The organism is Aeromonas sp. FDAARGOS 1402 (genome assembly GCF_019046925.1).
Classification (GTDB): domain Bacteria; phylum Pseudomonadota; class Gammaproteobacteria; order Enterobacterales; family Aeromonadaceae; genus Aeromonas; species Aeromonas caviae.
The window spans coordinates 677,646-704,027 of record NZ_CP077201.1; the positions used below are offsets into that span (position 1 = coordinate 677,646).

Here is a 26,382-nt window from a genome sequence, read left to right on the forward strand (position 1 = left end):
ATCAAAGCAAAATTGCGCGGCATTATACCCGCGCGAGTGAAAAATACCCAGCCCGCTATCACGGGGGCCCGGGGTCGGCCTCACCGGGCCGTCATCACACGGTTGCGCCCCGCCAGCTTGGCCTCGTACATGGCCTCGTCGGCCCGGCGTACCAGCTCGCCCAGGTTGTCATCCTCGGGTTTGTACTGGGCGCAGCCGATGCTGATGTGGATGGGGTGATCCGCAGGTACTCCCTCAATCTCGAGGCAGGCGACGGCTTGGCGGATCCGCTCCGCCACCTCGACGGCCTCGCCCAAGAGGGTATCCGGCAGCAGCACCAGAAACTCCTCGCCGCCGTTGCGCCCCACCCTGTCGAGGCTGCGCAACTGCTCCTCGATGCACTGGGCCACGGCGGTGAGCACCCTGTCCCCCACGTGGTGGCCCAGCTGGTCGTTCACCTTCTTGAAGTGATCCACATCCAGCAGCAGCACGCACAGGGGGTTGCCCTCCTCCCGGGCCTGGGTGAACCATTTGCGCCCCTTGGCCTGGATCTGGCGCCGGTTGTGGATGCCGGTCAGTTCGTCCGTCATGGCGAGACGCTGCATCTTGCGGGTGCGCCCGCGCTGGTGCACCACCAGGGTGCCCATCACCACCAGCAGCAGGGCCACCACCAGGTATTGCCAGTAGCGCCGCTCCTGCAACTGCTTGAGTTTCTCCGCCTGCAACTGCTGCTGGGACCTGAGGGTCTGGTTTTCCAGCTCCTTGCGGGCGAGATCGAACTCGAAACGCATCTGCAAGGAGCGCTGTTCCCGCAATCTGAGCTCGAGGGCCTGGCGGGTCTCGACATAGGTCTTGAGGCTGGTGAGGGCCGACTGGATATGCCCCTGACGCTCCAGCACCCGGGCCCGTGTCTCATGCACCCGGGCGAGGAAGCGCAGGTTATGCTCCCGGGTAAAGATAGGCTCGGCCTCGTCCAGGTGCCGCAACGCCTCGCCGGGTCGGTTCAGGGCCTAGAGGACGTCGGCCATGACGAGGTGCCAGTGGCCCAGGGTGACGCTGTCCGCCCCCTCCCCCTGATGGAGGGAGGCTGCCGCCTGATCGAGCTTGGTCATGGCCTGGTCCGGCTTGCCCTGCTTGAGCAGGATGGTGGCTATCTCGATCCGGCTCCAGGCCAGGATCCCTTCCTGGTTTAACCCCAGATAATAGATCTCCGCTTCCGCCATCAGGGGCAGCGCCTTGTCGTACTCTTCGGTGTCGATGTAGAGGAGCCCCTGCTGGCTGTGAATGTCCACCAGGTGCTCCTCGTCCCCGAGCTGCCGGTAGTCGTGTTCCAGCTCGTTGAAGTAGCTCTCGGCCCGCTCATAGAGCCCCATCCTGCGATAGGCATTGGCAATATTGGCGAGCACCTCGCGCCCCTTGGCCTCCAGCCCGAGCGCCTCGTAGCGCTGGTGGGCATCGATGAGATCCATCAGCCCCTCCGCCAGCTCCCCCTGGTAGGAGTACATCTCCCCCCGCAGGCTCAGGATGTCGGCACGCTGGCGCTCATCCCCCAGCCGGCGGGCCAGGGTCAGGGCGGCGTCGTAATCCTCCCCGGCACCGGTCATGTTGCCGAGCAGTTGCCGGTGATACCCGCGACAGGCGAGCAACCCCACCTCGGTGACCCTGTCCTTGCGGGCACGGGCCTGCGCCAGCCCCTGCTCGGCAAACGCCACCGCGCGGCGAAACTCCTCGTCTCGTTCACTCGGCTGGGCCCAGCACTGCAGCCGGGCAAGGCGGCCCTGCACCTCGGGCGGATAGTGTGCCTGTTCGGCAGTCAGGGCGGCGACGCGCTCGCGAAACACCTGCACCGGCATCGTCGACTCTTCGAGCTGCTGCAACGCCAGCTGCAACTCGTGCCCGGCCAGTGGCGCCGCCTGGGCCAGGGCAACCCCCAGCAACAGACTACCTCCCATCAGGATCTTCATGCGGACTTTTTCTCCTCTTCACTGACCGGACGCCGCGCTCACCACTGTCATCATATCCCCACAGACTCTGGGCGCACAGCCGCCAGAGGGTGAGAAAACGCCTCATATCGAACGAGAGCCTCCCCTATCTCCTTCTTTACAGAAGGAGAGAGTGCATCGACTATATATGCTTTCGAACAGGGGAAGGGATGAGAAATGACCTACGAGGAGCTGAGGGAGGCTTACGACAGGTTGTTGCTGGAGAACGAGCGTCTCAAACGCATCGCGGATGACGCGCGGGAGAAGCTGGACGCCGCCATGGACGGCACCGGCCTGTGCATCTGGCAGAACCATGTGCCCACCGGCAAACTCATCATCTTCAACCGGCGCTGGGGCTCCATGCTCGGTTACCAGCCCAAGGAGCTGTCGGCCCACTTCGACGTCTGGCGCGCCCACCTGCACCCGGAGGACAGGGAGCAGGTGCTGCAGGCCTTCTTCGACCATCTGGAGGGCAAGAGCCCGTTTTATCAAGCGATGCACCGCATGATCGGTAAGGATGGCAAGACCACCTGGGTGCTGGACCGGGGCCGGGTGGTGGAGCGGGATGAGCAGGGCAACCCCGTCCGGGTGATGGGCACCCACATCGACATCACCCACGAGAAGGAGTACGAGCAGCAGCTCGCCCAGCTTGCCCACCGGGATCCCCTCACCGGCCTGTTCAACCGCACCGCGCTGCACCGCCACTTTCCCGGGGAGTACCAGGCCATCTGTTTCATCGATCTCGATGACTTCAAGCTGGTGAACGACAACCTGGGCCACCGGGCAGGTGACGAACTGCTGGTCTCCCTCGCCCAGCGCCTTCGCCACTGCTGCGGCGAGGAGGTACGGCTGGGGCGCATCGGCGGGGACGAGTTCGTGCTGCTGCTGCCCTGGGCGTGCGACGATCCCCGCACCAGCCACCTCGCCCGCCAGTGCATCGATGCCATCGCCACCCCCTTCGAGCTGCCCAACGGGGACGCCTCGGTGGGACTGAGCATGGGAATTGCGGCCATCCGGCCCCAGGACGATTTCGGCGCGGCGCTGGCCCGGGCGGATCAGGCCATGTACAGGGTCAAGCGCAGCGGCAAGCGGGGTTTTTATATTGCCCAGCCAAGCGGTCAACCGCTGCTGGATCAGGAGCAGGTCAACGAACGGGGCCTCTACCACAGGCCCACTCTCTGAGCCTGAGCGCCCTCAATGGCGCTGCCAGCGCCGCAGCAGGCGTCCACGCAGGCCGCAATCGAGCAGCCAGCTGTTGTCGAACACCCGCAAAATGGCCGCCTTGGCGTGACGGGACATGGCGACCGCATGGAAGCGTGTCTGCTGCGCCCGTCGCCGGTTCATCCGCTCGAGCAGGGGGTGGGGCAGGTTCTGGGCGATGAAGTCGGAGATCACCAGCACGTCGGCCTTGGCAAAGGCGGGTTGTTCGAGCTGGGTCAGGGCCTGCTCCAGGCAGGGCACCAGATCGGTCCCTCCGTGAAAACTCATGGAGAGAAAGCGCTCCGCCTTCTCAAGCCCGGTGTCGGCGGTGATCTCCAGGGTCGCCACCTCGGTGGAGAAGAGCATCAGATAGCAGCCCCGCTTCTCCTCCATCGCCCCTTTGAGCAGGGCGAGAAACAGCGCCTTGGCGCACTCCTCCGGATAGCCCCCCATGGAACCTGACGTATCGACGCAGACGATGAAGGGGCCCCGCGGCTGCACCTCCTGCCCTCCCTGCTCGGGGGAGCGCAGCATCAGACGCTGGCGCGGCAGGGTGCCCCGCGACTGGTAGCTCAGCAGGCGCCGCTCCAGATAACGGCGATAGAACTCCAGCTCCAGCTCCGGCAGCGCCAGCATCACCGCCTCGCTCGGCAGGAGGCGCATCAGATCGCTGGCCGGGTGCACCCCCACCAGATCGTCGGGCACATCGTCACTTTGCACCTCCTCCAGCTCGTTCACAGGCACCGGAGGCAGCGTCCTGTCCTCGCTGCGCCGCTCCCGCTCGCTGCGCCCAAGCAGGGCGGCGATCTCCGCGAGCAAAGGCTCCTGCTGCAACATGCGGGCGTACTGCTTCACCAGCGCCAGGCTGCGCTTGTGCCAGCTCCCCTGGGCCAGATCCCAGAGCCCCCCGGCGGAGATCTGGTGCGGATCCAGGGCATCGGCCAGGGTCCGGTTGGCCAGCAGTTGATCCTCTATCTCCTGGCGCTGCTTCTCCCGCTCCGCCTCCGCTATCTGCTGCTGCAACTGCAACAGGCTGCCCACCAGGCTGGCGCGCCACTTCTCGATGAAGAGCTGGCGCAGCCCCTCGGTGGGCTGGGCCACTATCTGGCGCACCAGGCTGCGGGCATCCCCCGCGAAGGGGCTGTGCTGCTCAAGGGCTTCCAGCAAGGCGGGCAGGCGCCCCACCAGCTCCGGCAGGGGCAGTTGCCGGTGGGCCTGATAGAGCAGGTATTCCCGCTCGAGGGCCACCGGCACAGGCTTGTGACGCATCTCCTCCCCAAGCTGTTCGCTCCAGGTCTGGATGCGCTTTCTGAGCAGCTTCCCCTGCAGGGGCGAGCGCTTGAGGAACTCGGAGATCTTGGGGGTGGAGGCAAGCAGCAGCGCCATCTCCCCCGCCAGCTCCCCCTCCCCCATGAGCAGCCCCAGGTCCATCATGCCGATCTCTAGCATGGGCCACCCCGGACGTTGAGATGTGATGGAGTATCATGCTGACGAAACATGTTTTTCATCCTGTTTATTTCACCAATCCCACGTAAGACGCGACGTCACCCCTATGCATCGAGAAAAGGCAGACGATCCCGCCACTGCTGCAGCTCGGCCCCCAGCCGCTCCAGGTCCCGGCTCAGCACGAAGAAGCTGTCCTCCACCTGACGCAGCCAGTGGTCCCCCACGAACAGATGGGGCTGGTGACGGTCGAACAGGTTGCGCTGACCCTTGAGATTTTGCAGCACCCGGTTCACCTGGCCCGTCAGGTCGTCCAGGGCCGACAGCCAGGGGGCCATCACCACCTCGGGGATGGAGGTACGCTCCACCAGCATCAGGGGCACGGGCTGGCGCTGGATATCCAGCACGTGCAGCCGCAACTGCTCGTCCAGCACCAGCTCGTAGTGCCCCTCCTTGGGGTTGCCGAGGGGCCAGCCCACCAGCGCCTCCCCGGTGGGGTGCCAGTGAGAGAGCAGGGTGCGATCGAAGGTGAGGGTGCCGGTGAGGCGCTCGGGATCGCTGCCATCCAGGGGCGCCGGGGTGAGCAGCTGGAAATGCACCAGTTTGCCGAACGGCCTGGCGTTGGCCAGCGGCAGTTCGGTGCCGCGGGCGCGGCGGCCGAACCACTGCTTGCGCTTGACCGCCTTGCAGCCGATGCGCAAGGCGACCGCCCCCTGCAACTGCTTGAACTGCTCGCGCAGGGAGAGCAGTTCCCGGGTCAGCGCCAGTTGCTGGTAGCCGTAGAGGCGGGAAAATTCGCCGATCATCTCCAGCAGCGCGGTGCGGGAAGCCTCGTCGTGCCAGAGGCAATCCTTGAACAGCAACAGATCCAGGGGAGCCACCTCGTCGCGGCCATTGAAGAAGGCGCTCGCCTTGATGAGCCGCACCGCCTTCTTCCAGCGCCGATCCGAGACATAGCAGCCGTGCCCGAGCTGGCTGTCGAGCTGCTGGCGCAGCTGGTAGATGAGTTCGAAACAGGCGTCCGGCAGGCGCACCTGCTCGATGGCATCCTGCCAGGCGTCGTACTCTTCCCCCCGAATCTGCACCGAGGGGGTCAGGTTCTGATGGGATTGGCCATCGCTCGCCAGCATGGCCTGGAAGTTGGATTTCTCCTGCACCCTGTCCATCCAGACCCGCACCAGCATGCGGTCGTAGAGCGCCTCCAGCCCGCTGTCCGGGGCCGGCAGCTCGTTCGAGGCGGTGACCAGCAGCCGCATGGGAATGGGGTGCTGGCTGTCGCCGTTGCGAAACTGGCGCTCGTTGATGGCGGTGAGCAAGGTGTTGAGGATGGCAGGGCCCGCCTTCCAGATCTCGTCGAGGAAGACCACCTCGGCCTCCGGCAGGTAGCCGCTGGTCAACCGCAGGTACTTGCCATCCTCCTTGAGCGCCTGGATGGAGAGGGGGCCGAACACCTCCTCCGGCGTACTGAAACGGGTCATCAGGTATTCGAAATGGCGGGCATCCTGAAACGCCAGCTTGAGGCGCCGCGCGATCAGGCTCTTGGCGATGCCCGGGGGGCCCAGCAGAAAGACGCTCTCGCCACTCAGGGCCGCCAGCAGGCCGAGCCGCAGGGCATCCTGGCGCTCATACAGTCCCTCGCCAAGGGCGGAAAGGAGCCGTGGCAGGCGCTCATGAATGGGGGTGGCACGAACAGTATTCTGGGCTAAAGGCGGCATAGGCACAGTTCCGAAGCTGATAGGTCATCCGTGGTGACGGGGTCCGGCCTCTGGCCCCGCCCCACTCTCATTGTCTGTCATCTCTGCCCCCGGGGAGGCGCTCGTTTGCCATCGTCACAGGGCGAAAAGCGCACGTCCGGGGTGCAGCAAATCCCGCGAGAGTGTACTCTGCGCATCATTATTTACCCCAACGCAGATCAAGAGTGAGCCTTCGCCATGCAAGATCCCCTGCTGGACCCGCTGCGCCAGCGCATCCTGGCCCGCATGGGCATCCCCCTCTGGCAACAAAGAGGCCGACTCCTGGCAGGAGGCACCAGCCCCGACGGCGCCGCGCAGCCGGCAAACACGCCCGCCGACGAGGTGCTGGCCCCGCAGGAGACCGCCCCTTTGCCGACCGGCAAGCTCTGGCTGCTGGCAGAGACGCTGCCCGCGCCCTCCCTGCTCGGGGACATCTGCCGCTGGCTCGGCCTTGGCACGGACGAGGTCTCCCTGCTGTCCGAGATGCCTTCCCTGCCCGCGGGGGCCACTTCGCCCCTGCTCTGGCTGACGGCGCCGGACCCTCGCTGGCCCGATGCCCTGGTCTGCCCGCTCAAGCCCGATGGGGCGCACAAGCGCGCCCTCTGGCAGCAGTGCCGGCAGCGTCACACCCCTTGATGCTCACGACCATGGCACGGCCATGGTGTCCATCGCAAGCCTGAATCCCGTCCGGAGTGACCATGTCTGACCTCTTGCCCCACTTTCGCCCCCTGCTCGAATCGGACTTCGAAGCCATCTACCCCATCGAGCAGGCCGCCCACCAGGAGCCCTGGAGCCAGGCCAACCTGCTCTCCTGCTTCGGGCCGCGCTATCTCAACGGCCTGATGCTGGTGGACGGACGACCGGCCGGTTTCTACATCTCGGATCTGGTGGCGGGAGACAGCTCCCTGATGAATCTCTGCGTGCATCCCGATTTTCAGGGCAAAGGGCTGGGGCGGGCGCTGCTCAGGGAGTACCTGGCCCGCAGCAAGGCCAGCAAGGCCGAGGCCTGGTTCCTGGAGGTGCGGGCCGGCAACCGCACCGCCATCAACCTCTACGAGAGCGAGGGGTTTGCCGAGTATTGCCGCCGCGCCGACTACTATGGCACCGGGCAGGAGAGGGAGGATGCCGTGCTGATGTCCCGTCTGTTCGACTTCGGCTGACAACCCGCAGCAGACCGCCGTCAGCGGGCGCCCCCTCTGACCTCCCTGACTCCCCCGCTTCGCTTCCCCCCTCAAGGCAGGGGCGCATTGTCGATGGAGGGGTCTTCCAGGCTCAGGGTCACCCTCAGCACGGCCTCGAAGGCGGCTCCCGAGAGGGGCATGAAGAAGCCGCGACCATAGGTGACGCCGGGCATCCAGATCTGTTCGATATCCACCGCGATCTTGATGGGGCGAAGCGGCTCACCCGGTCGCTGGACATAGATGCCAGGGGCCGTCGCAACCTGGGGGAAGCGGCGCAGAATGTGCTCGCTGCCATCCCCCGCATCCGGGTTGAGTCGCACCTTCACCAGCCCCGCCAGGGCGGATTGCATCTCGGGGGCACGCCACAGCCTGGTATTCAGCGCCTTGCAGCGTCGGCACTTGGCGCGCTCGATCACGTAGAGCAAGGGGTATCCTTCCCTCAGCGCCAGCCGCTGCGCCTGCTCATAGCCCTCGGCGCCGCTCAGCCAGGGATTCTCCTGCTCCCCCGCGCCCCCCAGTAGATACCAGAGGGCGCCTGCCCCCGCCAACAGCAGCAACACACCGGTGAACAGGCTCTTGATCCCGATATTCATGGTGCAACTCCCTGAATGAATCCGATCCCTGCTCCCTATCATGCCTCACTCTCATCTGGTTGACGACTTTGTGATCCAGGACAAATGGCGCACACTTGTAAGCTGTAATGTTAGAGTTTAAACTCCAGCCCCGATTTTGGTGCCCCTGCGGGCGCACAACTGTTACTTGAGGATGCGTGAGATGTCGCAGTTTCATCTGGTTAGAGTGATGCGTGAGCGTATTGCCCGCCTTGGCAACAAGGCCGCCCTGCGCGTCCAGCAGGATGGCCAGTGGCGCGCCATCGGCTGGCGAACCCTGGGTCAGGCCATGGATTATTGCGCCCAGGGCCTGATCCGGGCGGGCCACCAGTCCGGCGAGATGGTCGGCATCTATGCCCGCAACATGCCCGAGTGGACCCAGGCCGACCTCGGCATCCTGGCCGCCCGCGGCGTCAGCGTGCCCATCTACCCCACCAGCACCCTCGATCAGCTGCGCTACATCGTCAAGGATGCCGGCATCAGGATGCTGTTCGTGGGGGAGCAGCCCCAGTTCGATCAGGCGCTGCACCTCATCGACAGCGGCGAGATAAGCCACATCGTCGCCCTGGACGGCACCGTCGATCTGCGCGGCTGCGCCTCGGCCAGCCATTTCCAGACCTTCCTCGTCTCCGGCAACCACCAACCCAGCGAGCAGGTGCTGCGCGAGCGCGAGCGCCACTACCGCATGGACGACCTGCTGACCCTCATCTACACCTCGGGCACCACGGGCGAACCCAAGGGGGTCATGCTCGATTTCGCCAACATGGCCGCCTGCTTCGAGATGCATGACGCTCGCCTCGACCTCAGCGAGCAGGATGTCTCCCTCTGCATGCTGCCGCTGAGCCATGTGTTCGAGCGTGCCTGGAGCTACTACGTGCTCTATTGCGGCGCCGAGAACGTCTACATTCGCGACCCGCAGAAGGTGATGGATGTCATCGGCGAGGTGAAGCCCACCGTGATGTGCGCCGTGCCCCGCCTCTACGAGAAGGCCTACGCCATGATCCAGGCCAAGGTCGCCCAGGCGCCGCGCCTGCGCCGCGCCCTGTTCGGCTGGGCCACCCGGGTGGGCAAACAGATGGTCGCCACCCGTCAGGCGGGCAAGTCCGCCTCTCCCCTGCTCTATGGCCAGCTCTGGCTTGCCGAGCGCCTGGTGTTTCGCAAACTGCGCGCCCGTTTCGGCGGTCGCACCCGCTTCCTGCCGGTGGCGGGCGCCCGTCTCGCGGACGAGGTGAATCTCTTCTTCCAGGCCATGGGGCTCAACCTCAAGTACGGCTACGGCATGACCGAGACCACCGCCACCGTCTGCTGCTATGAAGACACCCAGTTCAGGCTGGGCTCCATCGGCACGGCGCTAAACGGCATCGAGGTGAAACTCGGCGAGAACAACGAACTGCTGGTGCGCGCCCCCACCGTGATGCGTGGCTACTACAACAAGCCGCAAGCTACCGCCGAGGTGATGACCGAGGATGGCTTCCTGCGCACCGGCGATGCAGGCGAGCTGGATGACGAGGGCAACATCTACTTCACCGAGCGCTTGAAGGAGCTGATGAAGACCTCCAACGGCAAGTACGTGGCGCCGCAACTGGTCGAGGGGACCCTCGGCAAGGATCGCTTCATCGAGCAGATTGCCATCGTCGCCGATGCCCGCCACTTCGTGTCGGCGCTCATCGTGCCCTGCTTCGAATCCCTGGAGGAGTACGCCCGCTCCATCAACCTGCAGTACCAGTGCAAGACCGAGCTGCTGCGCCACTCCCGGGTGATGGAGTTCTTCGAGGCCCGCATTCAGGATCTGCAAAAGGAGCTGGCCAAGTTCGAGCAGGTGAAGAAGTTCACCCTGCTGCCGAGCGCCTTCTCCATGGAGCTCGGGGAGATCACCCCCACCATGAAGCTGCGCCGCAAGATCATCGAGGCCAAGTACCAGCGCGAGATAGAAGCCATGTACAGCCACGTCTGATCGACGGGCCTGATATGAAAAAGCCGCTCATGGAGCGGCTTTTTGCTGGGCGTCTCTCCCTTATGGCAGCTTGACCAGGGGTTGCTCGCGCAGCTCGGTGGCCCGACCGCCCTGGATCTTCTCCACCTGGGCCAGGGCCTGCTTCACTTCGTCGGCATTTTGCAGCAGGCGATAGGTCAGATCGAAGGTCTTGGTCTCCCCCGGCTGGATCTTGGGGACCAGCCCGAGCGGGCGCTGGTACTTGGTGCTGTAGGCATAGCTGGTACCGGGTTCGATGCCGGTCACATAGCCCTGGGCCCGGGTGTCGGTGTTCTTCCACAGGGTCAGCACCGGCAGCTGTCGGGTGTTGTAGCCCACCGCCACTCCGGCGTTGCCGGCCCGGTTGTTCAGCACTGCCAGGGTATTGCCGTCGGCGTCGCTGTAGGGCACCAGGTTGAACACCATCTCGTCGAAGCCCTTGGTGGGCCCCAGATAGGTTTGCCAACCCTTGAGTCCGGCCTTGGCGTAGTCATTGAACGGGGAGATCTGCTTCACCGGCGTGCTCACCCTGGCTCCCTCCTCCAGAATGGGGGCCCCGAAGTTGCCGTGATAGATGATCTGGTACTCGTTCTCGTAATCCGCGTGGTTGGTCAGCTTGTCCTGCAGGGCAAACTCCGCCTGACCGGGCACCACGCTCAGCTGGGTCCAGGTGACCAGTTCGCTCATCTTGAAGGTGCGCTCGTCCACCCGGCCCAGCACGTGGATGGCGTAGGGCGGCTCTTCGTCCACGGTCACGCTGACCACGGAGGCGGGAATGTTCTGCACCCGGCCATGGAGGCTCTTGAGGCGGCCGTCGTCATCCACCCCGGGATGACCCGTCCACTCGTAGCCGCAGCGCACCAGCATCTCGTTGAAGCCGTCGAGCCAGCCGAGGCCGCCACGGCTCTCGAGATCGATGAAGGCGGGGTTGACCACCTCCTTGACCGGTGAATCCCAGCCTAGGCGCAGATCCGCCGCCTTGACCTCCTTGATCCCCATGCCGCGGGTCGGCACCAGGGTGATCTTCATGACGCCATTGTCGACGATGAGCAGATCCACCCCTTCCTGGCGGCCGCCGTGCAGGCGTTTCTTCTCGATGGTGAAGGGAACCGGACTCTTGATGCCGAGCTTCTCGCTGGTGATCTTCCAGTCCCCCACATCCAGCCCTTGCTGGGAGTCGGTCAGCAGAAATTCGGCGGCGTGACCCGCGGTGGCGCCCAGGGCGAGCAGCACGGCAATGGAGAGTTTCTTCAACATGGATTTATCCTCGTGTCTCTTGTTTTTGTGAAAGCTGAATCGTTTCAGTTATCGAAAACTAGGCGTCTGACGCCCCGGACTCAAGAGACAAAAAGAGGAAATGTGAGCCGATTGACAATAAAAACGGCTTCAGCCCTGCTGAAATGAAGGCTGACTCACAGTTATGAAAGGAGGAAAAAACAGGCGGGGCGCCGAGAGGGTCACCCCGCCCGCATCACATCAGGCAAGGGCCAGCGTCACCGCGGCTTCGGCGTGGATGGCGGTGGTGTCATAGAGAGGCACGGCGGCCTGGCACGCGCCCACCAGCAGGGCGATTTCGGTGCAACCCAGGATCACCGCCTGGGCACCGGCCTGTGCCAGATCGGCGATGATGGCCAGATACTCGGCCTGAGACGACTCGCGAATATCGCCGAGGCAGAGCTCGTCATAGATGATGCGGTGCACCCGCTCCCGTGCAGCGTCATCAGGCACCAGCACCTCCAGCCCGAAGCGCTCCTGGAGCCGCCCCTTGTAGAAATCCTGCTCCATGGTGAAGCGGGTGCCGAGCAAACCTACCCGGGTCACCCCGTCGGCCTGGAGGCGATGGGCCGTGGCATCGGCGATGTGGAGCAGGGGAATGTCGATGGCGGCCTCGATCTCCGGCGCCACCTTGTGCATGGTGTTGGTCCCGATCAGCAGAAAATCGGCGCCACCGGCCTGGATGGCCCTGGCCTCGGCTGCCAGCAGACGGGCGGTGGCGGGCCAGTCACCGGCGTGCTGCAACCGCTCTATCCCGGCAAAATCCACGCTGCTCAGCAGCACCCGCGCCGAGTGCAGACCGCCGAGCCGCTCGCGTACCCCCCGGTTGAGGGCCTGGTAATAGCTGACGGTGGACTCCCAGCTCATGCCACCCAGCAGACCGATACATTTCATGGGATCTCCTTATGTAACCCGATGGTGCAAACCAATGCTGCAATCCCTCAGGGGGCGCGTTTGATCGCACCGCCCCGGCAATAAAAAAGGCCCCGAAGGGCCAACAAGACAGCCGGTAAAGGCTCAGGCCGAGGCCTAAACCCAGATCATCAGCACGCAGGCCGCCGTGGCGAGCCCCATGCCCAGATTGAAACGACGCCAACCGGTGGCGGTGCGGATGAGGCGGCGCACCTGGGCACCGAACAGCACCCAGAAGGCACCGGTATAGAGGCCGGTCACGAAGAAAATGCCGAGCACCCAGCCCGCGGACGGCCAGTAAGCCTCCCCCGCCAGGGTAAAGCCGCTGATGGCGGAGAGCGCCATCATCCAGGCCTTGGGGTTGAGCAGTTGCAGCATGGCCCCCTGATGGGCCGGGATGAGCGGCCGGTTCCCCTCCGCCGGGCCACTGGCGTTGGCCACCTTCCAGGCCAGCCAGAGCAGGTAGGCCGACCCCACCAGCTTGAGGCCGTCGTGCAGCAGGGGCAGACGCTCGAACACCACCCCGAGCCCCAGGGCCGTGGCCAGGATCATCAGGTTGATGCCCCCCACCACCCCCACCAGCAGAGGCACGGAGCGGCGAAACCCCTGGGCGGCCCCGGCACTGGTGAGCAGCATGTTGTTGGGGCCCGGCGTGCCACAGGTGATAAGGGCAAAGCCCGCCAGGGGGAGCAACCAGTTCAGATCCATCTCAACCTCGTTCAGATACGGCAAGCCTCCTAATATGCAGAGCCGACGCCCTGACGACAAGGTCAGCAATGCATTTTCTTTGCATGAATAATCAAGGTGCTGTTAATACCAGAGCATCACCACGCACAGGGCGGTCAAGGCACCCAGGCTGCCGTTGAGACGACGCCACCCCTTGTCCGAGTTGATCCAGCGGCTGAGCTGATGGCCAAACATCACCCAGGCGAAGCAGACCGGGAACCCCGCCATGGGGAAGACACTCATGATGCCCCACATGCTCGGCCAGTAGTCGCTCCCCGGCAGGCTGAACAGACTGATGGCCGAGATCCCCATCATCCACGCCTTGGGATTGAGGAACTGGAAGCCCAGCCCTTCAAGCAGGGTCAAGGGGCGGGCACGGCTGGCGGGATCTCCGGGGGCGCCTGCCACCGCGATGCGCCACGCCAGCCACAGCAGGTAAAGGCTGCCCAGCACCTGCAGGCTCAGCTTGAGCAGGGGCCAGCGCTCGAACAGCGGATAGAAGCCGAGCGCCAGCACCAGTTGCAGCACAGGCTGGCCCACCGCCACCCCGATGAGATGGGGCAGGGTGCGACGCACGCCGAAGTTGGCACCGGACGCCGTCAACATCAGGTTGTTCGGCCCTGGCGTGCCGCAGGTGAGCAGAGCGAAGCCAAACAGGGTGGCATACCATTCGATGGTCATGGGGAGACTCCTTTCTCGCCACATTGTACCGATACAATGTGTGCTTGTTGGTTGTGTGAAGACTGATAATCACGCTATATTGCGGACAATCTTGGATCAATGGATTTATTGTCACCATGACAATCTGGACGCCCGACCTCACCCCCTTCGAGGGGCCCCTCTACCTCAAACTGGTCAAGGCCATCGAGCAGGCCATCGCCACCGGCATCCTCTCACCCGAGACCCGGCTGCCGACCCACAGGGCCCTGGCAGACAAGCTGGGGGTCACCGTGGGCACCGTCACCCGCGCCTACACCGAAGCGGAGCGACGGGGCCTGCTGGCGGCCCGGGTCGGGCACGGCACCTGGGTCAGGGGAGCGGCGGATCCCGCCAACGAATGGGTGATCCGCAATGAAGACAGCCAGCGCATCGAGCTGTGGCAGAACCTCCCGGTCCAGCTGGACAGGGGCGCCATCATCAGGCCCCTGCTCACCGAGCTGGCGCAGGGGGATCTCAACGGCCTGCTCGGCTATGACAAGGAGGCCGGACGCCCCGCACAACGCCAGCTGTTCGTCGACTGGCTCGCCGAGCAGGGCATCACGGCGAGCGAAGATCGCCTGCTGTTCAGCCATGGGGCCCAGCACGGCATCATGCTGGCCCTGCTGGCCACCGGCTGCGTGGGAGAGACCCTGTTTTGCGAGGGCCTGAGCTACCCCGGCATGCTGGGTAATGCACGCCAGCTCAAGAATCAGGTGGTGGGATTGGCGATGGATGAGGAGGGACTGCTGCCAGAGGCGCTGGATACCGCGTGCCGTACCCGCCGGGCCAAGCTGCTCTATCTCACCCCCACCCTGCAAAACCCCACTACGGCCACCATGAGCCTGGCGCGGCGCGACGCCATCGTCGCCATCGCCCGTCGCCACGATCTGCTGATCGTCGAGGATGACGTCAACGGCCTGCTGCCCGAAAGTACGCTCCCGCCGCTGGTCAACCTGGCACCGGAGCGGGTCATCTACCTCGGCAGTCTCGCCAAGATAGCCTGCGGCGGCCTGCGGGTCGGCTTCGTGTTGTCCCCTCCCGCCCTTCGTAACGGCTTCGCCCAGGCAATGCGGCTGTCGAGCTGGATGGTGAGTCCGCTGCTCATCGAGCTGGCCTGCAAGCTGGTGAGCCAGCGCCAGATCATGCCGCTCATCGAACACCAGCGAAAAATCCTGGCGCGCCGGGGTGAGCTCCTGCGCCACCTGCTGCCGGGAGCGCGCTGGCAGCCGGGGTCTATGCACGCCTGGCTGCCGCTGCCCGAGCCCTGGCGCAGCCAGGAGTTTGCGGAGGCCGCCAACGCCCTTGACGTGGGGGTCGCCAGCGGAGAACACTTCGCCGCCGGCCAGTTTGCCGCCCCGCAGGGAGTACGCCTCAGCCTGAGCCAGCCCGCCACCGACGCCCGCGTCGCCGAAGGGCTGGAGCGCCTCGCCGGGCTGCTGAGGGGCACGCCGCCCACCAATCCCCTGCTATAGTCATTGACCCTGGCACCCGAGGAACCTTCATGTCTGCCGTCCGTCCCGCCCTGCTCATCGCGACCCTGCTGCTGGGAGGCTGCGCCTCCCCGGCCCATCAACAGCTTGGCGCCGCCTTGAGCGGACTGGAGGGGGAGCTGACGCGGCTGGAGGAGGAGTTGGCAGCCATGAACGGCCTTCACTATCAAAAAGCCATCGACGCACCGGTGGCGCTGCGCCGCTATCTCAAGGCCCCCGCACCGACGGCGGAGGGGCTGGTGCCCGTGCAGAGCCGACTGCAAGATGGCCCCCAGCTGCGCTACGACTACCGGCTGCCCGCCGGGATGACACGGCTGCCCACCGACAACCCCTGCCTGCGCTACGAGTTCGAGCTGCGCCACCTCGGGCGCCTGGGCCAGCTCGAGCTCGCCTGGCAGGGAGAGGCGGGCGCCGGGGTGCTGCGTGTCCCCCAGCGGGACTGCCCCTTCTCGGCCAGGGGGCCCGGCCTTCAGTGATGCTTTCTTTGCCCTGCCCAAGGCTGGCACTGAGCCATTCCTGACCCAGGTGGGGTATTGACCCCCTCTGGCTCTCGCGGGAGAGTGGAGGCTAACTTTGAATCCAACCTCGCCACCCCCGACCGGCGAAGGAGCGTCAAAGATGCAGATCCTCCTCATCGAAGACGATGCCATGATGGGCTCGACCCTCACCCAGGGACTGAGTGATCTGGGGCTGCCCCCCACCGAGCTGTTCCACTGCAAAGAGATTGCAAGCCTGCCCGCCCTGCTGCGCCAGCACGCCTTCGATGCCATTCTTTGCCGCCAGTATCACCACCAGGCCCACGAGGGAGTCAGGCTGCTGCATGAAGCACACCACCTGGGCCTGCTCGCGCCCGGCTGCGTGCTCCTGCTGCTGGAGCAGGACGAGGACACCGGCCAGTTCCCCCCCTCCGACCTCTATTTCGCCCTGCGTCTGGCCGTGCCCTTCACCACGGAGCAGCTGGCGCACAGCCTGCAAGCGCTGCTGGCACTGACCACGGTGACCCGCCCCCTGGCCACCCCCATGGCGCTCAGGGAGTGGCGCAGCGCCTGCGCCCAGTGCGAGGATCTGCTTTACCGGCACGCCAGCCACAAGAGGCTGGAAGCACAGATGGACAGGGTAAAGGGCTACATGCTGCTGCAAGCCGGGGAACGGGTGCAGGCCGCCCAGCACTACGCCATCTGCACCACGGAGCACGATGCCTGGTGGCCACGCCAGGGACTGAACCAGGCTCTGCTCGGGCTGAACCGGGTGGAGAGCGCCCACAAGGATCTGGCCCGCAACCGGGAGCGACTGCCCCCCGTCATCCATCAGGCGCTGGTTCTCGCCTGCCAACTGCACGAGGCGCTGTGGGGTCCGGCCTGGGAAACCTTGTCAGGCTTGCTGCAACGCTGCCCCTGGCAGCCGCAGTGGCGCCAGGTGGCCATTTTGCTGGCCTTGCTGCGAAGGGATGAAGATCAGGTGCTGGCGCAGGCCACCGATTTCATCCTGCGCTACTTCCCCAAACAGACGTTTCGCCACTCCGTCGAACGCTGCCTGCTGGATGCGACCCTGGCGGTGCTCTGGCATCCACCGGGAGAGGCCAGAGTTCATGGGCTGCAGCAGGCCCTGGAGGAGCTCGGTCAGCAGGCCGTGACCCTGCGTGCCCACGAGGAGGGGCTGCTGCGCGCCCTGATGCTGGGTCTGGATTATCGATTCGATGACGCCTTGATGCTGCTGGCCAAGCACCCGCCGGAGGCGGCGCGGGACAATCACCTCAACCAGTTGCTCGGGGTGGCCGTCAGCCAGTTCTGCGGGCTTCCCCACCATGCCCAGCGTTATCTGGCCCAGCTCGGCCAGTATCAGGGGCCGGTGGCACAGACCCCGCTGCTGCAGGGACTCATTTTGCAGGTGGTCGACGATCTGGCGCGGCAACTGGTGCAGCGGGAGCAGCAGCTGACCCAGCTGCGCGAGGAGCGGCAACGGGCCATGACCACGGGTCAGCTCCAGCTCGCCGTGCAGAGTGCTCTGACCCTGCAGGAGCGATTCCCGGCCCAGGCGGGGGATGCCTGGCAACTGCTGGTATTGCTGACCCAGTGCTGGCCCGCCGGCATGGCGGCCCCGGCGGTGGCCCGCCTGGTGGACAGGCTGGAGCAGCGTCTCAACCACAGTGCCGCCTTCCTGGAGCACCATGGGAACGCCTATCGGGAGACACTGCAACAGGTGAGATCCCACCTGGCCCCCAAACTGCCGCCCCTCGGTCCCCATCAGGGCCTATAGCCAGCCAGGGCGGTGCATGCCGCCCTGGCAGGTGCGTTACAACAAGCCCCGCACCAGGATCCCCGCGATCAGCAGGGGGGCGACCAGCCGCCAGCACCAGAGCAGCGCGCCACGCATCAGCGGCGAGAGATCCGCAGGTACAATACTGTCCCCCAGCTTCCAGCCAAGCAGCAGGGTCAGCACCAGACCGAACAAGGGCATCATCAGGTTGGAGGTGAGGTAATCCAGCAGATCGAACAGGGTCTTGCCAAACAGGGTGTAGTCCGCCCAGGGCCCGAACGACAGACTGACCGGAATGCCGCAGGCCATGATGAGCAGGGTCAGCACCCGGCAGGCATTGCGGCGCGACCAGCCCCACTCCTCGGTGGTGAAGCGCACCAGGTGCTCCAGCATGGAGATGGAGGAGGAGAGCGCCGCCACCAGCAGCAGCAGGAAGAAGATCACCGCCAGCCCCTGACCGAACGGCAGGTGGTTGAACACCGCCGGCATGGTCATGAAGGTGAGGCCGGGACCGGCGGCAGGATCGATGCCGGTGGAGGCCAGCACCGGGAAGATCATCAGCCCCGCCAGCACCGAGATGCAGCTCGCCAGGGTGACTACCCAGACCCCGGAGCGCAGCGCCCCGTCACTGCTCGGCAGGTAGGCGCCATAGGTGGTGTGTACCCCGAGGCCAATGGAGAGGGAGAAGAACGCCAGCCCCAGGGCGTCGAGCACCCCCTGCCCCGTCAGGTGGGAGAAGTCGGGCATCAGGAACTGCCGTACCCCGGCCATGGCCCCCGGCATGGAGAGCCCGGTCACCACCAGGAGCAGCATCATCACGAACAGGGCCGGCATCATCCAGCGCAGCGCCCGCTCCACCCCCTGTTGCAGCCCTCCCTGCACGAACCACCAGGTGAGCCCGGCGAAGACGAGATGGGTGAGGGCCGGCCAGAGGGGATCGCTCACATAACCGGTAAAGAGTGCGGTGAGGGTGCTCGCCTCACTCAGGTTGAGCTCGCCGCCCACGGCCAGGGCCGCATAGCCGACGGTCCAGCCCCCCACCACGCTGTAGAAGCTGTAGATGAAGAAGCCACACAGGATCCCCATGTAACCCATCCAGCGCCAGTTCGGCCCCACCAGCTTGTGGAAGGCGCCGAGCACGCCGCGCTGGCTGCGGCTGCCGAGCAGGGTCTCCCCCACCAGCACCGCGACCCCCAGGGTGAAGCTGAAGAGCAGGAACACCAGCAGGAAGGCACCGCCCCCGTTGGTGGCTGTCACATAGGGAAACTTCCAGATGGCGCCAAGGCCGATCGCCGAGCCGGCGGCCGCCAGCACATGACCAATACGGGAAGACCACTGAACCTGGCTCATACAACCTCCGGGCAAGACAACATCAGTTCGATACTCCATGGCTAGACGCGGTGTGCGCCGCAACAAAAAAGGCCGCCTGAGGGCGACCTTTGCAATGAACAGTCAGACAAACGACACCTGCAAGGTCACCTCTCCAGGAAGGGGCTAAATCGGCCACAGAGAGCGATAAGGGGTGACATGGGAGGGCGACGCCTGCACGGTAAAAAGGAGCCACAGCCTAAACCATGGCAAGAGAAGTTGACAGAAAATAGTCTAAAACAGAACCAAAAACAGATTTAATCAAAACAAAATGTCGAAAGTGCAGACTGTTATTCTATTTATTTTTAATTTACAGATTTTTATAAAGAGTCAATCCTGCCACCCCACTCCCCGGCCAGCCCGGCCGGGGAGTGGCACAGATGACCAACCCTCCCTACACCAGGCCGCGCACCAGAATGCCGCCAATGAGCAGGGGAGCCAGCCAGCGCCAGCAGCCCATCAGCAGGGCCCGCCAGTGGGGAGCCAGCCCTTCGGGCAGCGCCTGGCGACCGAGCCGCCAGCCCAGCAGCAGCGTCAGGGCCAGCCCGAACAGGGGCATCATCAGGTTGGAGGTGATGAAGTCCAGCAACTCGAAGATATTCTTGCCAAACAGGGTCAGAGTGGCCCAGGGACCGAACGACAGGCTCACCGGGATGCCACCCGCCATCACCAGGGCAATGACCAGGTTGCACGCCGCGCGGCGGGACCAGCCCAGGCTCTCGCACAGGAAGCACTGCAAATGCTCCAGCAGGGAGATGGAGGAGGAGAGCGCCGCCACCACCAGCAGAGAGAAGAACACCACCGCCAGCCCCTGGCCGAAGGGCAGTTGCTGGAACACCGCTGGCATGGTCATGAAGGTGAGGCCCGGGCCCGAGGCCGGGTCAATGCCGGTCGCCGCCAGTACCGGGAAGATCATCAGGCCCGCCAGCACGGCGATGACGCTCGCCAGCAGCACCACCCAGAGGCTGGAGCGACCGACCCCTTCGCTGGAAGGCAGGTAGGCGCCATAGGTGGTGTGGATGCCAAGGCCGATGGAGAGGGAGAAAAAGGCCAGCCCCATGGCGTCCAGCACACCCGACATGCCGAGCTTGCTGAAATCGGGCATCAGGAAGTGGCGCACCCCGGCCATGGCGCCCGGCAGGGTGAGGCCGAAGGCCACCAGCAGCAGGATCATGATGAAGAGGGCCGGCATCATCCAGCGCAGGGTGCGCTCCACCCCTTGTTGCACGCCGCCCCGCACGAACCACCAGGTCAAGCCGGCAAACAGCAGGTGGGTCAGCACCGGCCAGAGCGGATCACCGACGTAGTCGTTGAAACGGGCGGTCAGTGCCGCGCCGTCCCCCTGTTGCAGCTCCCCCGCCAGTGCCATGCCCGTGTACCCCAGGGTCCAGCCGCCCACCACGCTGTAGAAACAGAAGATGAGCAGGCTGCACAGCAAGCCCATGGCACCGACCCAGCGCCAGCGCCTGCCCATCAGTTCACCAAAGGCGCCCACCACCCCGCGCCGGGTCAGGCTGCCGATCAGGGTCTCCCCCATCAGCACCGCCACCCCCAGGGTGAAGCTGAACAACAGAAAGACCAGCAGGAAGGCGCCGCCACCGTTGGCGGCGGTGACATAGGGGAACTTCCAGATGGCGCCGAGACCGACCGCGGAACCTGCGGCGGCCAGGATGTAACCGAGCCGGGATGACCATTGGGACTGCTTCATAAGAACTCCACGGGAAGGGCCTGCCAGCGAGGCCCGAAATGGCGCTCAGAGTACGCCTGCGGGCGCGCAATCACTCGGCGTATATCCGATATAAAACTCAGTTTTTAGCATCATTGACCAATAAAATTCGGATAAACAACCAATCGTGCCACAAAATAAAAACCGGAGCGGGGATGCTCCGGTTTGTTGTCTGCTCGGGTCTGGCGGGATTAGATCACCCCCAGCTCCCGCAACCGCTCCATCAGATAGCTGTGGGCGGTGTGACGCTCCGAGAGCACCACGTCCGGACGGGGGTGCAGGAAGAGCGGCAAGGAGATGCGGGACTTGGCGGCACTGCCCCCGGTCGGGTTGATGACCCTGTGGGTGGTGGAGGGGTAGTAGCCGCGGGAGGCCTCCTGCAGCATGTCGCCTATGTTGATGATGAGGGTGCCGAAATCGCAGGGCACATCCATCCACTCCCCGTCTGAACCTTTCACCTGCAGGCCCGGCTCGTTGGAAGCGGGCAGAATGGTCAGCAGGTTGATGTCTTCATGGGCGGCGGCGCGGATGGCACCCGGCTCCTCGGTGCCGTCGAAGGGCGGGTAGTGCAGCACCCGCAGCAGGGTCTTGTGGCTCTCTTCGATCATGGAGGAGAGCGGGCAGCGGTAGTGGGCGGCGATGTCCCCCGGGGTGTGCTGCTCCACCCAGCCCAGCAGCTCGGCGGCCAGATCGTTGGCGAGGCGGTAGTACTCCATCGCCTGCTCTTTCAGCTCTGCCGGCATCTGGCCCCAGGGATAGATGTGGAAGTACTCCTTGATGTCCTTCTGGCTGTGGCCCTTGGCCACCTCGGACACCGAGGGCGGGAAGTAGCCGTCCTGGGTCTCGCGATTGAACAGGAAATCCTGCTTCTGTTCGCTCATGAAGAAGCGATACCAGTTGTCATAGATGGACTGCACCAGCTCCTTCGGGATGGGGTGGTGAGTCAGCACTCCGAAGCCGGTGGTGCGCAGGGATTCGGTGAAGCGCTCGGCCGCATCGGGGGAGCGATAATCGACGGTCAGGACTTTCATTGTTTTTATGTTACATGCCAGTTAAAAGTAGGCGCAGTTTACCCTGCCTCCCCCGGCAAGAAAAGGCTGCCGGAAGCCCGTCTACAACGGCTTGAAAATACTGATAAAAACATCATGATACGGCCCCCTCGCCCGGTGCTTGTCCCGGACGGGCCTCCTCTTCTAGAATGCCCCACCCCCTTTGCTGTCGGAGCCCCCTCATGTCCCCCAAGATCCTGTTGTTGACCCTTCCCTTCCTGCTCGCCGGGTGCAGTTCCCTCTCGGAGGAGGAGTGCCGTGCCATGAGCTGGTACAACCAGGGCTATCAGGACGGGGAGCAGGGCAAGGCCCGGAGCGCCACCCGCGACTATCAGAAGACCTGCGGGGAGTACGGCCTCAAGGTGGATGAGGCGGAGTGGCAGCGCGGCTACGCCAAGGGACTGGAGCTCTATTGCATCCCCGAGCTGGCCTACAGCAAGGGACGGGAGGGGAGCGAATACCTGGGGGTCTGCCCCAACGACACCAGCTTCCTCACCCAGTTCGAGCGCGGCCGCAAGGAGTATCTGCTGGAGCAGCGCCTCGGCGAATTGCAGCAGGAGCTGGAACGCACCGAGCGGAGCATCCACCAGCTGGATCAGCAGATCCGGGGCGAGAGCGACAGCCGCCAGCGCGACTACTACCGTGCCCAGCGCGAGCGCGCCATCCGTCACTACGAAGGGGTGTACCGGGACTACAACCGGCTGCGCTTCCCGGATCGGGTGATCCAGTTCTCCTTCGGGAGCTGACAAAAAGGGGCCGACATGGCCCCTTTCTGTTTATGCCGCCGTCTGTTGTTCCCTTCAGGCGGGCAGGACCCAGCGCTGCAACGCCAGGGCGATGCCATCCTCGTTGTGATCCGCGGTGACCCGGTCTGCATGGGCCTGGATCTGGGGCGCCGCATTGCCCATGGCCACCGCCAGCCCCACCTGCTCGAACATGCTGATGTCGTTGTTGTTGTCGCCAAAGGCCACCAGGTTCTCCATGGCGATCCCCTCGCTCGCCGCCCATTGGGCCAGCCGGTTGCCCTTGCTGCAACCTGGCTGCACCAGCTCCACCGCATAGGGGGCCGCCCAGTCACGGGTGAAGGGCAGTCTCTCCACCACCTCCCCGACAAAACGGTGCAACCGGCCGGGATCCTGGTTGAACAACTCCAGCTTCCAGATGGGGGACTGCAACCAGGACTCAATATCCTCGGCGGGCAGCAGGGAGACCTTGAGGTGATCCGGCTGGGTTGCCGACCAGCGCCGCATCCGGCCCACGTGCTCCTCGCAGCCCAGGTAGCCGATGCCGTCCCCCAGGTGGAACAGCGCCCCCATCTGCTGGGCTTGCACCTCCTCCAGCAGGGCAGTGAGGGGCGCCACGGCCAGGGGATCCCCGGCGAGGATCCTCTCCTGTACCGGATCATAGAGGTAGGCACCGTTGCTGCAGATGATGGGGGTGTCGAGGGCCAGCTCGTGGTGGAAGGGACGGGCCGTCATGAAGTGGCGACCCGTCACCAGCAGCACCTTGATGCCGTGGGCCCGGGCCTGGGCCAGGGCCGCCCGGGTAGCGGACGAGATCTTGTGATCCCGGTTCAGCAGGGTACCGTCCATGTCCAATGCAATGGCCTGATAACGACTCATATCACCTCCAAGAATGTCGAGACGGGTGCGGCGCCATCCCCTCCCGTTTCCAGTGCCATGACGACACATCTCACTGCCGGGAATGCGGACTGGGCATCGCAAGGCCCATGATGGGAGACGCGCTCGCCGGGGGGTCGGGAACAGCGGAGCAGAGAGCCATACCGTCCCAGACTCGGCGCCGCGATGCAAGTCCGGCCCGCCATCCCGTCGCCGAACTGTGATCCCCGCGCCCTTCGTCAGCCCGCCTCGGCGCACCCGGCCACGGCGTTTCGCCTGTCCGCCCGTCTGCGCAATCCGTAGAAACCGAGGGCACAGATCACGCCGCAGAGGCCGGCCAGGTAGAAGGGCCACTCGGTCCCCGCCAGCAGCACCAGGCTGCCCAGCACCACCGCCAGGATCTCGCTGCCCACCGCCAGACCGCGGTAGAGCCCCATCGCCTGCCCCTGCTGGCTGGCATGGCTGCGGTTGGAGACCGCCACCGAGGTGGCCAGCTCCCCCAGACTCATGCCGATGCCGGCCGGGATGAAGGTGAGCGCGAGCCCCCACCACTGGGTCGGCAGGATGAACATCAGCATGCCCGCCGCCATCACCAGGTGGCCGACGATGCCAAGGGAGCTGCCGCGCCAGTGCCGTGCCAACTGCTCACCGATCCAGGAGCCCAGCATCATGGGCACGCTCACCAGCACGGCGGCCTGGGCCAGTTGCACCGGATCCCATGCCAGCCGCTCCACCAGCCAGACATTGAAGTAGGTGAAGTAGAGCTGTACCGCCCCATAGCTTGCCAGGGTCAGGGCAAAGTAGGGCAGGAGACGAGGTTGCAGCAGCAGTTGGCGAGTCGAGAGAGGAACCTCATCCCGGGTCGCCGGCACCGGGGGACGATTGGGCAGCAGCCAGAGCACCAGCAGCAGGTTGATCACCGTCATCCCCACCGCCAGCCAGGCCGCCAGGCTGTAATCTCCCGAGACCACGGCCGCATAGCCTCCGATCATGGGACCCACCACCCAGCCCAGGTTCATGCCGATGTTGATGCGGGCGAAGTTGCGGGCCTTGGTCCTGGCCGTGCTCATGTCCGCCGCCATCGCCTGCACGATGGCGATGTCGCCGTTGAAGAAGCCCTCCACCACCCGGCTCAGCAGCAAGAGCGGCAGGGAACGCCAGGCGATGCCGAGAGCCATCAGCACATACCCCGCCAGCACCCCCACCAGACAGAGGGTCAGCACCGGCTTGCGCCCATGGCGATCGGAGAGGCGGCCAAGCAAGGGGGCCCCCAGCAGTTGAAACAGTGGATAGAGCCCCATGATGACGCCAAGCCACACCTTGCGGCTCCAGTCCGACGCCTGTGGCGTCAACATGCCCTGGGCCGGATCCAGCAGCAGCGGCGCCAGGACGGGGGAAGGCAGGCTGAACCCCGCCACCGCCAGCGTCACCGTCATCACCAATACCCAGAGGGTCGCCTGTCCCTTGATCCCTTCCATCTCCGCCTCATTAAATAAAGTCATCGGTTTATTTATATTGTGAGGGGTCGTCCATTAAGTAAAGCAGATTGTTGATTTAAATCTCCCTGCTACCCATAATGACCTCATCCAGGCGGTCACCGCACCGATACCCACCACCGGAGCCCCCATGAACGCCAGTACCGACAAGATCCTCTATCTGCTGAAAACCCGCGGCCCCCAGAGCGCCGCCGAACTCGGCGACCAGTTGCAGATGACGTCCATGGGGGCGCGCCAGCACCTGATGGCCCTGGAGTCCGAGGGCTGGGTGGGGTTTAGCGACGAGGCCCGCGGCCGCGGTCGCCCGGTGCGCCTGTGGCACCTCACCGACCAGGCCTGGCAACGCTTCCCCGACACCCATGGCGATCTGACCCTGCAGCTGATCGACGACATCCGGCAGGTGTTTGGCGACGCGGGCATGGAGCAGCTCATCGCGCGGCGGGAGCAGCAGATGCAGGCACGCTATGAATCCAGGCTGACCCAGCCGGCGCTGGCAGACAGGCTGATGACGCTCAAGGCGCTGCGCACCCAGGAGGGGTATATGGCGGACATGTCGCAGGAGGAGGACGGCAGCTGGCTGTGGTGGGAGAGTCACTGCCCCATCTGCAGTGCAGCCAGGGCCTGTCGGGGCTTTTGCCGCAGCGAGCTGGCGCTGTTTCGCCGGTTGCTGGCGCCGGCCGAGGTGGAGCGGGAGCAGTATCTGCTGGAGGGGGACAGCCGCTGCCTCTATCGCATCCGGCCGCCCCGCCCCTGAGCGGGCGGAACGCAAAAACAACAAAGCAGGCGCCGGGATGCCTGCTTTGTTGCCTTCGGGGAGGGGGTGCTCTCGTTCCAGCCCGTTGTTTCCCGATAAGGTCGAACGGCTGATGGGGCTCTTGACCCGGTAAGGTCCTTCACCACAGGTGCCTGGTCGGGCGCCTGTCTTGCCACCGGAAGATGTAACCATGTTACTCCCCGCGATGCGGTGAGTGGTTGTGAAGTAGCAGGTATTTTCAGTTGTTTTTGCAATAGTTCACCCTTAATCTAGGAAAAGTGGATTAGTAATTGCGAAGAGGTACGGAGAATGCTGAAACTTGATCGTATAGACAGGCATATTCTGGAGCTGATGCAGGAAAATGGCCGCATCAGCAACCTGGAGCTGGCCGAGCTAGTCGGGCTCTCTCCTTCCCCCTGCTCGCGCCGGGTCAAGGCGCTGGAGGATGCCGGTCTCATCGATACCCATGTCACCCTGCTCAATGCCCGCCAGCTGGGGCTGACCCTCACCGCCTACATTCACATCTCCATGGACAGGCACACTCCGGAGCGGTTCGAGAACTTCGATCGCGCCGTCAAGGATCTGCCCGAGGTGCTGGAGTGCGACCTCATCACCGGCAACGATGCGGATTACCAGCTCAAGGTGGTGGTGCGGGATATGGAGCACTACCAGCACTTCCTGCTGGACAAGCTGACCCACATCTCCGGCGTGACCGGGGTGCGTTCGAGCTTCGTGCTGCGCCGCATCAAGCACAAGACCGCCCTGCCCCTCAACCACCTGGGCTGACAACCCACCCCGCATCCGGGGATGCACCAAAAGCAAGAGGAGGCCAGGGCCTCCTCTTCTTGTCTCTGCTATCAAGGGCATTCGCGGTCAACACAGCCCCCGGGCGCCCTCGCGCCGCCAGGTGG

At 64.8% G+C, this 26,382-nt stretch carries 24 protein-coding genes; 10 read left to right on the forward strand and 14 right to left on the reverse strand.

Translation table 11 applies throughout. From position 1 onward, the window contains the following. Positions 1–80: 80 nt before the first annotated feature. The gene (locus I6L32_RS23025; RefSeq protein ID WP_254203877.1) at positions 81–965 is read right to left on the reverse strand and encodes a GGDEF domain-containing protein; all 885 of its coding nucleotides are present in this window, start codon (positions 963–965) and stop codon (positions 81–83) included. 24 nt (positions 966–989) lie between these two features. Beyond that, positions 990–1,943, reverse strand: a complete 954-nt coding sequence (locus I6L32_RS23030) for a tetratricopeptide repeat protein (RefSeq protein WP_254203878.1) — start codon at positions 1,941–1,943, stop codon at positions 990–992. Positions 1,944–2,138: 195 nt separating this feature from the next. Between I6L32_RS23030 and I6L32_RS03185 the strand changes: the two genes are divergently transcribed. Further along, complete coding sequence (locus I6L32_RS03185) at positions 2,139–3,143, forward strand: sensor domain-containing diguanylate cyclase (RefSeq protein ID WP_201970097.1); 1,005 nt, start codon at positions 2,139–2,141, stop codon at positions 3,141–3,143. A gap of 12 nt (positions 3,144–3,155) precedes the next feature. Here the strand turns inward: I6L32_RS03185 and viaA are convergent, their stop codons facing one another. Together viaA and I6L32_RS03195 are read right to left on the reverse strand one after the other, a co-directional pair. Then, positions 3,156–4,610 (reverse strand): ATPase RavA stimulator ViaA, encoded by a 1,455-nt coding sequence (viaA, locus tag I6L32_RS03190; protein WP_216944691.1) that lies wholly within the window; start codon positions 4,608–4,610, stop codon positions 3,156–3,158. A gap of 101 nt (positions 4,611–4,711) precedes the next feature. Beyond that, on the reverse strand, positions 4,712–6,319 hold the full coding sequence (locus I6L32_RS03195; RefSeq protein WP_216944692.1) for an ATPase RavA domain-containing protein: 1,608 nt from the start codon (positions 6,317–6,319) through the stop codon (positions 4,712–4,714). A 216-nt stretch (positions 6,320–6,535) separates the two neighbouring features. Between I6L32_RS03195 and I6L32_RS03200 the strand changes: the two genes are divergently transcribed. Continuing rightward, positions 6,536–6,973 (forward strand): DNA polymerase III subunit psi, encoded by a 438-nt coding sequence (locus I6L32_RS03200; protein ID WP_049635924.1) that lies wholly within the window; start codon positions 6,536–6,538, stop codon positions 6,971–6,973. Between the two features lie 74 nt (positions 6,974–7,047). Then, positions 7,048–7,497, forward strand: a complete 450-nt coding sequence (gene rimI, locus I6L32_RS03205; protein WP_201936221.1) for a ribosomal protein S18-alanine N-acetyltransferase — start codon at positions 7,048–7,050, stop codon at positions 7,495–7,497. A gap of 71 nt (positions 7,498–7,568) precedes the next feature. Here rimI and I6L32_RS03210 read toward each other — a convergent pair whose 3' ends face one another. Further along, complete coding sequence (locus I6L32_RS03210) at positions 7,569–8,111, reverse strand: hypothetical protein (protein ID WP_010672910.1); 543 nt, start codon at positions 8,109–8,111, stop codon at positions 7,569–7,571. Between the two features lie 181 nt (positions 8,112–8,292). On the opposite strand from I6L32_RS03210, the gene I6L32_RS03215 reads away from it, so the two are divergent. After that, a complete protein-coding gene (locus I6L32_RS03215; protein WP_216944693.1) occupies positions 8,293–10,083 on the forward strand; it encodes a long-chain fatty acid--CoA ligase in 1,791 nt (596 codons plus the stop codon). Between the two features lie 60 nt (positions 10,084–10,143). Here the strand turns inward: I6L32_RS03215 and I6L32_RS03220 are convergent, their stop codons facing one another. From I6L32_RS03220 to I6L32_RS03235, 4 genes are all read right to left on the reverse strand, one after another. Further along, positions 10,144–11,358 carry an aldose 1-epimerase family protein gene (locus I6L32_RS03220; protein ID WP_039039404.1) on the reverse strand — a complete coding sequence of 405 codons (1,215 nt, stop codon included), beginning with the start codon at positions 11,356–11,358 and terminating at the stop codon, positions 10,144–10,146. Between the two features lie 219 nt (positions 11,359–11,577). Continuing rightward, on the reverse strand, positions 11,578–12,270 hold the full coding sequence (locus I6L32_RS03225) for an aspartate/glutamate racemase family protein (protein WP_041214542.1): 693 nt from the start codon (positions 12,268–12,270) through the stop codon (positions 11,578–11,580). Positions 12,271–12,405: 135 nt separating this feature from the next. After that, a complete protein-coding gene (locus tag I6L32_RS03230; protein ID WP_010672906.1) occupies positions 12,406–12,996 on the reverse strand; it encodes a LysE family translocator in 591 nt (196 codons plus the stop codon). A gap of 102 nt (positions 12,997–13,098) precedes the next feature. After that, positions 13,099–13,695, reverse strand: coding sequence for a LysE family translocator (locus I6L32_RS03235; protein WP_039039402.1), 597 nt, complete (start codon positions 13,693–13,695; stop codon positions 13,099–13,101). Positions 13,696–13,811: 116 nt separating this feature from the next. Here I6L32_RS03235 and I6L32_RS03240 point away from each other — a divergent pair, with 116 nt between their 5' ends. The 3 genes from I6L32_RS03240 to I6L32_RS03250 all read left to right on the forward strand — a co-directional run bounded on the left by I6L32_RS03240 (position 13,812) and on the right by I6L32_RS03250 (position 17,459). Next, positions 13,812–15,185, forward strand: a complete 1,374-nt coding sequence (locus tag I6L32_RS03240; protein ID WP_216944694.1) for a PLP-dependent aminotransferase family protein — start codon at positions 13,812–13,814, stop codon at positions 15,183–15,185. A gap of 29 nt (positions 15,186–15,214) precedes the next feature. Further along, positions 15,215–15,679 (forward strand): hypothetical protein, encoded by a 465-nt coding sequence (locus tag I6L32_RS03245; protein ID WP_139699998.1) that lies wholly within the window; start codon positions 15,215–15,217, stop codon positions 15,677–15,679. A 142-nt stretch (positions 15,680–15,821) separates the two neighbouring features. Continuing rightward, positions 15,822–17,459 carry a hypothetical protein gene (locus I6L32_RS03250; RefSeq protein WP_216944695.1) on the forward strand — a complete coding sequence of 546 codons (1,638 nt, stop codon included), beginning with the start codon at positions 15,822–15,824 and terminating at the stop codon, positions 17,457–17,459. A 36-nt stretch (positions 17,460–17,495) separates the two neighbouring features. Here I6L32_RS03250 and I6L32_RS03255 read toward each other — a convergent pair whose 3' ends face one another. The 3 genes from I6L32_RS03255 to I6L32_RS03265 all read right to left on the reverse strand — a co-directional run bounded on the left by I6L32_RS03255 (position 17,496) and on the right by I6L32_RS03265 (position 21,584). After that, a complete protein-coding gene (locus I6L32_RS03255; RefSeq protein ID WP_041211033.1) occupies positions 17,496–18,809 on the reverse strand; it encodes a sodium-dependent transporter in 1,314 nt (437 codons plus the stop codon). Positions 18,810–19,221: 412 nt separating this feature from the next. Beyond that, on the reverse strand, positions 19,222–20,535 hold the full coding sequence (locus I6L32_RS03260; RefSeq protein WP_042015790.1) for a sodium-dependent transporter: 1,314 nt from the start codon (positions 20,533–20,535) through the stop codon (positions 19,222–19,224). Positions 20,536–20,744: 209 nt separating this feature from the next. Then, positions 20,745–21,584: an isopenicillin N synthase family oxygenase gene (locus I6L32_RS03265; RefSeq protein ID WP_216944696.1), complete on the reverse strand. Its 840-nt coding sequence runs from the start codon at positions 21,582–21,584 to the stop codon at positions 20,745–20,747. A 200-nt stretch (positions 21,585–21,784) separates the two neighbouring features. On the opposite strand from I6L32_RS03265, the gene I6L32_RS03270 reads away from it, so the two are divergent. Continuing rightward, on the forward strand, positions 21,785–22,348 hold the full coding sequence (locus I6L32_RS03270) for a DUF2799 domain-containing protein (protein WP_202016862.1): 564 nt from the start codon (positions 21,785–21,787) through the stop codon (positions 22,346–22,348). 54 nt (positions 22,349–22,402) lie between these two features. Here I6L32_RS03270 and I6L32_RS03275 read toward each other — a convergent pair whose 3' ends face one another. After that, the gene (locus I6L32_RS03275; RefSeq protein ID WP_043155694.1) at positions 22,403–23,224 is read right to left on the reverse strand and encodes a Cof-type HAD-IIB family hydrolase; all 822 of its coding nucleotides are present in this window, start codon (positions 23,222–23,224) and stop codon (positions 22,403–22,405) included. A gap of 236 nt (positions 23,225–23,460) precedes the next feature. After that, a complete protein-coding gene (locus tag I6L32_RS03280) occupies positions 23,461–24,699 on the reverse strand; it encodes an MFS transporter (protein ID WP_069652460.1) in 1,239 nt (412 codons plus the stop codon). Between the two features lie 148 nt (positions 24,700–24,847). Here I6L32_RS03280 and I6L32_RS03285 point away from each other — a divergent pair, with 148 nt between their 5' ends. After that, complete coding sequence (locus I6L32_RS03285) at positions 24,848–25,471, forward strand: metalloregulator ArsR/SmtB family transcription factor (RefSeq protein ID WP_010672895.1); 624 nt, start codon at positions 24,848–24,850, stop codon at positions 25,469–25,471. A 309-nt stretch (positions 25,472–25,780) separates the two neighbouring features. Next, positions 25,781–26,257, forward strand: a complete 477-nt coding sequence (locus tag I6L32_RS03290) for an Lrp/AsnC family transcriptional regulator (RefSeq protein ID WP_010672894.1) — start codon at positions 25,781–25,783, stop codon at positions 26,255–26,257. Positions 26,258–26,382 lie beyond the last annotated feature (125 nt).